The sequence below is a fragment of the Yoonia sp. 67-2 genome, assembly GCF_035117555.1.
Lineage (GTDB): Bacteria > Pseudomonadota > Alphaproteobacteria > Rhodobacterales > Rhodobacteraceae > Yoonia.
On the sequence record NZ_JAYKPK010000001.1, the window covers coordinates 644880 to 655177 of the forward strand.

8 protein-coding genes are annotated in these 10298 nt (G+C 59.5%); 3 read left to right on the top strand and 5 right to left on the bottom strand.

What is annotated here, in order from left to right; genetic code table 11:
* Positions 1-265: 265 nt before the first annotated feature.
* From VOY09_RS03255 to VOY09_RS03275, 5 genes are all read right to left on the bottom strand, one after another.
* Complete coding sequence (locus VOY09_RS03255) at positions 266-2791, bottom strand: arsenate reductase (azurin) large subunit (protein ID WP_322892317.1); 2526 nt, start codon at positions 2789-2791, stop codon at positions 266-268.
* Between the two features lie 12 nt (positions 2792-2803).
* A complete protein-coding gene (locus VOY09_RS03260) occupies positions 2804-3325 on the bottom strand; it encodes an arsenate reductase (azurin) small subunit (protein ID WP_322892316.1) in 522 nt (173 codons plus the stop codon).
* Positions 3326-3476: 151 nt separating this feature from the next.
* Positions 3477-4706 carry a sigma-54-dependent transcriptional regulator gene (locus tag VOY09_RS03265; RefSeq protein ID WP_322892315.1) on the bottom strand — a complete coding sequence of 410 codons (1230 nt, stop codon included), beginning with the start codon at positions 4704-4706 and terminating at the stop codon, positions 3477-3479.
* Entirely contained in the window at positions 4700-6124 is a 1425-nt protein-coding gene (locus VOY09_RS03270; protein ID WP_322892314.1) for a HAMP domain-containing sensor histidine kinase, read from the bottom strand. Before VOY09_RS03270 ends, VOY09_RS03265 begins: the two co-directional genes overlap by 7 nt.
* Positions 6124-6984, bottom strand: a complete 861-nt coding sequence (locus VOY09_RS03275; protein WP_322892313.1) for a PhnD/SsuA/transferrin family substrate-binding protein — start codon at positions 6982-6984, stop codon at positions 6124-6126. Before VOY09_RS03275 ends, VOY09_RS03270 begins: the two co-directional genes overlap by 1 nt.
* 589 nt (positions 6985-7573) lie before the next feature.
* On the opposite strand from VOY09_RS03275, the gene phnD reads away from it, so the two are divergent.
* From phnD to phnE, 3 genes are all read left to right on the top strand, one after another.
* Positions 7574-8521, top strand: a complete 948-nt coding sequence (gene phnD, locus VOY09_RS03280; RefSeq protein ID WP_322892312.1) for a phosphate/phosphite/phosphonate ABC transporter substrate-binding protein — start codon at positions 7574-7576, stop codon at positions 8519-8521.
* A gap of 65 nt (positions 8522-8586) precedes the next feature.
* Positions 8587-9408: a phosphonate ABC transporter ATP-binding protein gene (gene phnC / locus VOY09_RS03285; protein ID WP_322892311.1), complete on the top strand. Its 822-nt coding sequence runs from the start codon at positions 8587-8589 to the stop codon at positions 9406-9408.
* Positions 9405-10205, top strand: a complete 801-nt coding sequence (gene phnE / locus VOY09_RS03290) for a phosphonate ABC transporter, permease protein PhnE (RefSeq protein ID WP_322892310.1) — start codon at positions 9405-9407, stop codon at positions 10203-10205. The genes phnC and phnE overlap by 4 nt, the downstream gene beginning before the upstream one ends.
* Positions 10206-10298: the final 93 nt, after the last annotated feature.

The following is a 10298-nucleotide window of genomic DNA, read 5'->3' on the forward strand; positions in this document are numbered from 1 at the left end:
TCAGTGCCGACTAGCGATAATTATGTGACTTTGATTAAAGGATAATCTCAGGCAATGATCTTTTTCCGCAGGGATATGGTTCGTTGCGCCCCGGGCACGGTCGAGCCGCAGTCTCCCGATCCGGATGCGTGATTGCCTGCAACCAATCCGCGCGGATTCGACAAAGATTGGCCAATAGGATGAGGTCAGCCCTCAGTAGAGGCACCACGAAAGTCAGCGCCGCCCGGCTTGCACCGGGCAGCGCTGTTCGTTTTGTAGACCATACTCAGAAGCGGTATTCCTTGGACTTGAAGGAAATACCCCGCACCGCTTCGGGCATATCCGAGATTTTGCGGATATCGGCCCAAGTCTGTTTGTAGACAGGGATCACCAGTTCATTCACGCCTTCGCCAACGATGTTGCCCTGCGTGCCCCGCGGCGAGCCGAACAGCATGAAGGTCTCACCGCGCTTGGCAGTATCGGTCGGATAGGCCATCGCCTGCGTGGCCCCGTTGTTGTTGAACACCTCCACCAGATCGCCGGGGTTGATGTTTTTCTCGGCCATATCCTCGGGATGCATTTCGAGGAACGGATAGGGCCAGCGATCCATGACAAAATCGTTCTCCTGATCAAGAAACCAGTTCTGCCAGTTGAGGTTGGACCGTCCGTTATTAATAAAGAACGGATAGGCGGCCTTCTCGGCATCTTTGCCCGGTGTCGCCAGCCCACGCCATGGGCCAGCCATGAACCGCGCGCGTCCGTCATCGGTTGAGAAAGCGCCATCCTTGTAAAGTCGGTCGGTACCAAGGATCGTCTCGCCATCCAGCCCGGCAGGCGGTTCTTGAAAGCCATTCGTTCCCATGGCACGCAGGCGCGCATAGGTGACATCGGGATGCGCCGCCTGATACCCATCGATAAAGGCATCCTCTTCACTGTCCCAGTCATAACCCTGGAATTGTGCGGCGTAATCGGCTTCGCCCATATTCGACAGCACCCTCTCCATTGCCTGCGCGATACCAGCGGCGATGAGGCAATCTGGCTTGGCGTGGCCCGGCGGGTCCATATATTTTTCCGCCAGACGCATCCGCCGCTCGCCATTCATCGAAGTGAGGTTCATTTCCCCCTGTTGTGCGGCTGGCAAGACGACATGCGCCTGACCGCCCATCTCGTTCTGGATGATATCGACATTCACCGCAAAAAGCCCACCTTCGGCAATTGACGCGACAATGGCATCGACAAGTGCATCCTGCCCCTGCCCTGCGAACGCATCCATCGCCTCTTTCACCATATTGGTACGGCGATTGTAGGCGCGTTTGAACTCGGTCGCGTTCAACGTTGTGCGGTAATGGTTGCAGGCCCAGATGTGATGTACACCGCCTTCGCCATTGATGATGAGCTGGTCCACATAGGCAGCAGGCCGTCCAACATGGCTTTCATTCGGGCGGAAATAGCCCTCCTGATGGCCACCCATCCGCACGCAACCGCCACCAAGCTGTCCAATATTGCCTGTGGCGAGTGCGATATTCACGATAGCGCCATTAGTGCGGTAATTGTCATTGCCCCAAATGACACCTTTCTCATAGCCGATCATCGTGCGGCGGCGGGAGCCATCCTCTTTCGGCTGTCCGATCCATTCGGCAGCCTTGCGGATATCTTCGGCAGGCACTCCGCAAATTTCGGCAGCCTCATCCAGCGACAGGCGTACGGCGTCTACGGTATCCTCAAAGCTCGACAGATGGCCGGGCTGGCCGTCAGACTCCCCCCCTGCGGGAAACTGAGCAGGGCGATCAACGGCTTCACGCAACGTATGCGCCTCGATGAACGTCTGATCCTGCCAGCCCTGATCGACGATATGGGTGAAGATCGCATTGGCCAGCGCCAGATCCGTGCCCGAGTTGATTGCCAGATGCAGCACGTTCTCAGCGCCCGCGGTATCCTCGGCAGCATTGACGCTGACCGTGCGGCGCGGATCGATAAAGATGACCCGTGCAGGCGCATGGGCCTCATCGGGCATCAGGTCCGATTTCTTCCCCATCGACGCGCCCTGCAGGTTCGGCACCCAATGGTTCAAATAATAGTTCGTCTGGCATTCCAGCGGATTACAGCCCCATGCGACGAGCGTATCAGCCAACTCGGCATCTTCGTAGGCATTGTTGAGTTCACCCACGCCCATGTCGCGTGTCGCGTGAACCTCGGAATTATAGGCGGGCCGGTTGTGAATGCGGACGTTCTTGACCTTCATGCTCTCGAAATAGAGTTTCCCGGTGCCCCAGGTGTTCTCATAGCCGCCGCCCGAGCCGCCGTGATCAAACATCGACACGATCAGGTCATCCTCAGACCCGTCTGTCACGACCCGTGCCGTCACACGGGCCACGAGATCATAGGCATCATCCCAGCTTGTCTGCTGGTAGGACCCGTAGCGCCATACCAGCGGATCAGTCAATCGGTGGCCTTGTGTGCCGGTCACGGTGGAGGGATGGTTCTCCGCCATACGCGCGCCGCGGACCGAGCCAAGCCCGGAATTCACCACGCAATTCACATCAGGCTTGATCACCAGATGCACATCGCGCCCATCCTGTTTCACGATGTTATACATCGACGGCGCATACCAAGCTTCGGTATCCTGAAACTGCTGCTCGCTAAGGTCCACCCCAAAGATGTTTTGCGCAGGTTCGGTGCCGCCCTGCCGGTTGATCGGCCATGTATAGGCCTTGTAGCCGCAGCCAACGATACAATAGTGGCAAACGGCATTCACTTCGGTCGCGTCGGCAGGAATGATCGGCAGACGGTCGATTTGTCTTTTATAAGCCATGGTATTTCCCCCTCAGAGCACGTTGGACAGACGGCCGTAGATCAGCTCGTCCACGCCCTCGGCATATATCTCGCCGTCATCATCGACGCGCAGGTTGAATTGCGGCAGGTTGCTGGTGGAATGGCCCCAGACCTGCTGACCTCCGGCCTCGACATCGAAGCGCGAGTGATGGCCGGGGCAATTCATCGTCCGGTCGTCGCCATTGTAGTTCAAGTACCAGCCTTTGTGCGGACAGAGCACGGAATAGGCGACGATATCACCATCCGGGCCTGCACCACCTTCGACAGCCTGTCCAAGCTTGAGAAGGACACCGGGGCTGTCATCATCGGGATAGGCGATGTCAAAAGGTTCATTGACCACCAAATCGGTAAGGTTGGCGAGACGGTTCGACGGGTAATCGACCCGTGCAAGTGCGGCCTGCGCCTTGGCCTCTTGCGTGCCTATGAGTGTCGTGGCAGCTGCGCCTGCGCTGGCCATAATGCCCCCACGCAAGAACTGTCGGCGGCCGGTATCGACCAGTCGATTGCATTTCATGGCTTGGCTCCTCCCTAGCTTTGGCAACAATGTAGCGGACCTAACCGGCATTGCGGCAGTATGAAGCGGTGAAACCGGGACTCTGAACTATCTGAAATTGAATGGTTTTGCGGCAGTGTTCGGAATTCCGAACACTGCCAGTGGCCAGCCTTCAGGACAAACCAAGCTTTTGCATCTTCTCCCAGAGAGTCGTGCGAGCGACACGCAACAGCCGCGCCGCCGCGCCAATCTGACCCTGTGTCTCCTCCAGCGCTGCGACGATTTGCGCGCGTTCGGCTGCGTCCCGTGCTTCGGCCAGCGAGCGCAACACATGCCCCCCAGCAAGCCGTTCTGGGAACAGGTCGGTCGGTTGCAAAAGTTCGCCCTGCGCGGATTGCATGGCGCGCATCAGCCGTGATCGCACCTCACGCCCGCCACCGGGCCAATCGTGATCGCGCACTGCAATCTCGGTCAGCGCACTGATCCCGCGCAAAGGTGAGGCGCGCCGGGCGTTGAGCGTATCGAACATTTGGTCAAGCAGCCAGAGCGCATCATCGGGGCGGTCACGCAGTGGGGGGACAGCGATCTCAGCAGCGGCGAGCCTTGCATAAAGATCAGGCCGGAATTGCTGTGCCGCAACCCTTTCTTCAATCAGGGGATCGGCGGCTGAGATGATGCGCGCAGTGAAACCGGCATCGAGCCTCTCGAACAGGCGCGACTGCACTGGCCTGGTCATCCTCTCGATTGCGTTGAGAAAAAGCACGCCGTCTCCCAGCCGCTCGATTGCCCCACCAACTCCAAAAAGCGCAGCCTCAACATGGGCCTCGCGCGCAAGATTGACGGTCATGAACGGGGCTGCAAGCCGGTCCGACAGGCTGTGCAGCCGTGCTGCAATCAGCCCCTTTGCGAGCCCGGGCCCACCCAACACGATTAAATGCGCGTCATCTGTGGCAAGCTTCTGCACCAGCGCTTCTATGCGCCGTGCCGCTGGCGAAAGGCCAATAAGCGGCGGCAGCACCTCGACGCTTTTCGCTGGCATCAGTCGCACCAGTCGGTCAAGAAAACGGGCCATATCAAAGGGTTTGGTGATATAATCCGCCGCACCCGCCTGTATCAGCCGCACTGCCTGCCCTATCTCGCCCTGCCCCGTGATGAACAGAAACGGAGGCGGGCTGGAGGTCCGGCACAGCGTGGCATAGATGTCCTCGCCATTGCCATCGGGCAGCCGGATATCGCAGACGACGGCATCAATGGGCGCACGCGGCGTCCGCAGCGCCCCCACGGCACGCGCTACCTGTTTGATCCAGAGGACCTCAGCCCCTTCAATCTCAAGTCGCTGAGCGATGGACCCGCCCATGATCTCATCATCCTCAATGAGCGCAATGCGGCGGCCTTTTAGCATAGCTGTGTGCCTTCTTTTACGGGAAAGGTCAGCACGATCCGCGTGCCTTTGCTCTGCGGCGCACAGTCAATCTCGCCGCCTTCCTTCAACACCAGATCGCGCACCAGCCGCAGCCCGGTGCCACCGCCGGGTGGGATCGCGGTGGAGGTGAGCAAGCGCAGGCGGGCCGCTTCAGGCAGACCTGGCCCATCATCGGTCACTGTTACCACCAGCGCATCAGGCCTAGCTTGCACCTCCAGCCCGATTTTCCCGCCTTTGTCCGCCGCTTCAGAGGCATTGAGCAGCAGGTTCAAAATGATCTGCCGCAGAGAGCCCGCATCATGCCGTGACAGCAGGTCCGGCGCGCCCGAGACCTGCCAGTCAAGCGACTGGCCTTGGCGCGCCGTCTCGGGGCCGATGAGCAGTCGAAGGTCATCAAAATCGCTCGCGCTGAGCCGCGTGCCGCTGTGATCGAGCCGGTTTTCGTCGAGCGTCGCCCGCACCACATCGCGCAGATGTTTTAGCCCCCTTTCGAGAAGCGCTGCCGATTGCCGCACGACCTGCGGTCGCTCCGCATAGCGCGTGATCGTGTCGGTGGCGTTCAGCAGCCCACCCAGCGGATTGTTGATCTCATGCGCCAGCGAAGACGACAGCCGCCCGAGGCTTACGAACCTCTCGCGTTCTGCAAGCCGCCGCTCCGCCTCGACCCGCGCTTCGACCGCATGCGTCATCGCATTATAGGTCAGAAACAGACGAGCAAGTTCAGTATCGCCTTTTGGTACATCCGTGCTTGGGATCGGGCGGGGCTGGCCATCGGTGGCGTCCATCCCGCGTACCAGAACTGTCATGGGCCGCAACATCCGGCGCATCGCCAGATAGCCACCCAATGCCAACACACCCGTTGCCAAGGCATTGCCGATCAGCAGGTAGAGCCCCGCCTGCCGCCGCTCGGCGACAAGATCGGCGACGTCAAGCTCGGTTGTAATGCTGCCGACAATGCGCCCCTGATAGAAGAGAGGTGCCGCGACACGCAGATGCTGGTCAGCGCCGCTGATGCTGACGGCATCGAGCGATTGGGCATTGGCATCGAGCCCATCAATGGCACTGTCCACCGGAACACGGCGCGGATCGCTCGCGGCCAGCACGCGCCCGCTCTCCTCGGCCACAACCGTCAGCACCATGCGCGGTGTTTTGCCCGCAGAGCCCGCCCGGTCGAGCGTATCGTAGATTTCCCAGATATCATTGCGCAGCACGAGTGGGCCAAGCGCGACCGACAGCCCTTCGATATGCAGCGCCGCCAGTTCCTGCAGCCGCGCATCCTGAACACGGCCCAAGGCTGCGAGCACTTGCTGCGAGGCGACAATCCCTACCAGCACCATCATCAACGCCGCGATAAGTGGCACTCGCAACGTCAGCGGCAGGTGGCGCAGCCTCTGCATTACCGCGCGCCGTCGAAATCGCGCAGCCGTCTGGCAATCCCGTCGAAGAGGGCGGGCGTACCGGGGACCATCCCGTCAAGCTGGAGCAAAGCCAGCGCGCGACGACCTTCTTCCGTCGCAGACATATTGAGCAAGCAACTCTGAAACGCGCGTAGATTCGGGGATGCCATTCTGTCTGCCCTTGCGCAGAATGGCGGAAAGCCCAGCCATTCAGATCGCGCAATTACTTTCGTCTGCGCGGTCAGGTCGGGCTCGACGCTTGCGAGCGTTTCCCAGACGTAGCCATCAACGCTGCCTGACCTTACAAGGCCGGCACCCACCGCCCGCACCACATTGCGGTGCCCATAGGTGAAGATCGTACGGGCAAAAAAGTTTTCGGGCCGCTGTCTAGCGCGAGCGAGGTCGGAGGCGGTGACAAGATAGCCCGAATTGGAATCAGGGTCGGAGAAGGCATGCATGCTGCCTTCCAGATCGGCCAGAGCACGCGCATCATCGGTAGGTGCTGCGATAAGATACGACCGGTAACGCGGCGCACCCCGCCAAAGCGGCACGGCAACGAGCGACAAAGCGGTCTGATGCTGGAGGTAGGGATAGCCGCAAAGCCATGCCGCATCGACCGCACCTCCCAGCAACAGCCCGGTCACCTCCTGATAAGTCCGACGCTGCACAAGCTCGACTGACCTGCCCATTGCAGCACCGAGCGTGGCGCGCAGCTGTTCAATGATTGCTGCGTCATTGTCGCGGAACACAGGCGTCAGCCCGAGCCGAAAGCTCACCTGTGCGCCAAGGCGCGGCGCCGCCAGCGTCAGCGCCGCTGCTGCCCCCGCAAAGCTGAGTGACGCCCGCCGAGTGAATGCCATGATCAAATCTCCCGCCAATACAGTTGATACCAGCAACGTGGGAAAGGCAATTGGGCGGGAGAGTTTGCAATAGTAGCGTTCGCCCATAGCCAACACCAATTCGGTTGAACGCTAGCCATAAGAATTCATCAGGTTCCTTTTTTGGCACGTGATGGGATGTTTGCAGCCTTTCCAATTTCGGTATCCCAGGGTTGATAGGCACCCTAATTTGCATCGGGCGTTCTCGGACATATGGGCATCGTCGGTCAGTTTTAGGGTGAGTCGGGCGCGTTGTTCAGCACCAGGTCGGCGATGGAGGAACTCACGCCTCGAACAGCAGCCGGATAAAACTTTGACGTGGCAAGAGTCTGGCAGCGTTATAGCGATCGGGGTTATCTGGTCGAACCTGTTAGCTGCGAATTTGGCAAGAAGTAGGCGCAGGGTAGCCGTCTCGGCTTAGCAGCACCGTAATACCTAGCCGAATATGCCAATGACAATTGTTGCTCTTCAGAAAATGATTTTTACAAAACCATCACATATATTTTACGTCACTGTTTCCTCCGACAGTCAGGGACAGGGCATCATCCCGCTGTCACAAAGGAAATTCACCATGAAAATGATTGCGTCACTGACCGCTATGGCTGTCGTCCTGGCCACGCCCAGCTTTGCTGAGTTCGCGTTGTCCGAAGGCTATGTCGACACTGACGGCGACCTGATCGCCGACATCCCCACCGACGAAAGCCAGTGGCTGGACCCTGACACTTTGGTGTTTGCCTATACACCTGTCGAAGATCCTGCCGTTTACGCAGAAGTCTGGCAGCCCTTCCTTGACCACATGGAAGAACTGACCGGCAAGACCGTGCAATTTTTCCCCGTGCAATCCAACGCCGCCCAGATCGAAGCGATGCGCGCGGGCCGTCTGCATGTCGCCGGTTTCAACACCGGGTCAAACCCGCTGGCCGTTGCCTGTGCCGGTTTCCGTCCATTCGCCATGATGGCCGCCGAAGATGGCTCTTTCGGCTATGAGATGGAAATCATCACCTATCCTGACAGCGGCATCGCCGAAATCGCCGATCTTGCTGGCCGCACCTTGGCCTTTACCTCGGAAACCTCGAATTCCGGCTTCAAGGCACCATCCGCCCTGCTGGAATCCGAATTCGCGCTGGTCGCTGGCACCGATTTTGAAACCGCCTTTTCCGGCGCGCATGACAATTCGATCCTGGGTGTCGCCAACCGCGACTATGACGCTGCCGCCATCGCCAATTCGGTGCGCAAGCGGATGGAAGCCCGCGACGTGATCACCGCCGATCAGGTCGAGATCATCTATACATCCGACACTTTCCCAACCACCGGCTATGGCACCGTCTATAACCTGCACCCCGATCTGCAGGAAAAAGTGGCAGAGGCTTTCTTCTCTTTCGACTGGGCCGGCACCAGCATGGAAGAAGAATTCAGCGCTTCGGGTGAAGCACAGTTCATCCCGATCACCTTCCAGGAAAACTGGGCCGTGATCCGTCAGATCGACGCGGCGCTGGACGTGCAATACACCTGCGAATAACGCAGGCCCCACGGATTGACGCGGGCGGTGCAAATCGCCCGCGTTCCCCTTTTTCAGGATATCCCATGCTGATCCTTCAATCGCTTTCCAAGACCTATAAAACCGGCGACACGGCCCTGTCTGACGTGTCGCTCGAGGTGCCCAAAGGCCAGATCATGGGGCTGATCGGCCCCTCTGGCGCGGGCAAATCCACGTTGATCCGCTGCATCAACCGGCTGGTCGAACCGACCGGCGGCAAGGTGCTGCTGAACGATGTGGACCTTGTAGGTCTTGGCAAGCGCGACTTGCGCCAGCAGCGTCGCCGGATCGGGATGATCTTTCAGGAATATGCTTTGGTTGAACGGCTGACCGTGATGGAAAACGTGCTGTCAGGCCGTTTGGGCTATGTCCCGTTCTGGCGCAGTTATCTGCGCAAATTCCCCGCAGATGATATCGCGCGCGCCTATGCGCTGCTGGACCGTGTCGGGTTGATGGAACATGCCGATAAACGCGCCGATGCTTTGTCCGGTGGTCAGCGGCAACGCGTGGGCATCGCCCGCGCGCTGGCGCAGGACCCCGAATTGCTGCTGGTCGATGAACCGACGGCGAGCCTTGACCCCAAGACATCCCGTCAGATCATGCGCCTGCTGATCGAGATTTGCGCCGAACGCGGTCTGCCCGCCATCGTCAATATCCATGACGTCCCGCTGGCCCAGCAATTCATGCAGCGCATCGTGGGGCTGCGCGCCGGGCGCGTTGTCTTTGACGGGCCGCCTGATCTGCTGACGCAGGATGCCTTGACCACGATCTATGGCGAAGAAGATTGGAACGCGATGCGCAAGGGCGACGAGGAACAGACCGCCGCCGAGGCCGACGCGCGCGACCGTCTGGCGGCGCTGGTCATATGAGCAGCTATCCCACCAGTTGGAAACGCCCGCCGCAAATCGTCAAGGACCGGCGCTGGCGGATTGCGCTGCAAACCGGCATTGTCATTTATCTAATCCTCGCCATCGGATCGGTAGAGGTGAACTGGACCCGCGTCTACGAAGGTCTGGAACGCGGACAGCGCTTTATCATGGGGTTCCTGCAACCGGATTTCACCAGCCGCTGGCGTGATATCAGCACGGGTCTGGTCGAAAGCCTTACGATGACGCTGACCTCGACCGTGGTCGGTGTTGCGATTTCCATCCCCATCGGGATCGGGGCGGCGCGCAATATCGCGCCCCGCTGGATTTATGCGATCTGCCGGTCGATCATCGCCATCAGTCGGGCGTTACAGGAAATCATCATCGCAATCTTTCTGGTGGCGATGTTCGGGTTCGGCCCTTTCGCCGGCTTCCTGACGCTGTCATTCGCGACCATCGGCTTCATCGCCAAATTGCTGGCCGATGATATCGAGGAAATTCAGGAGGCACAGGCAGAAGCCGTCCGCGCCACCGGCGCATCCTGGTGGCAGGTCGTCAATTACGCGATCCAGCCGCAGGTGATGCCACGGCTGATCGGGTTGTCGCTATACCGGCTTGATATCAATTTCCGCGAATCCGCTGTAATCGGGATCGTCGGTGCGGGCGGCATTGGCGCGACGCTGAACACCGCGATCAGCCGCTATGAATATGATAGTGCCGGGGCAATTTTGCTGATCATCATCGGGATCGTGATGGTGGCGGAATACAGCTCCAGCTATCTGCGAAAGTTCCTGCAATGACCGAGCTGACCCATCATTCCCAAGTCTGGACCTATCGCACCCCGCGCATGCGGCTGCTGATCTGGGGTGGCTGGCTCGCCTTGGTCGCGCTCT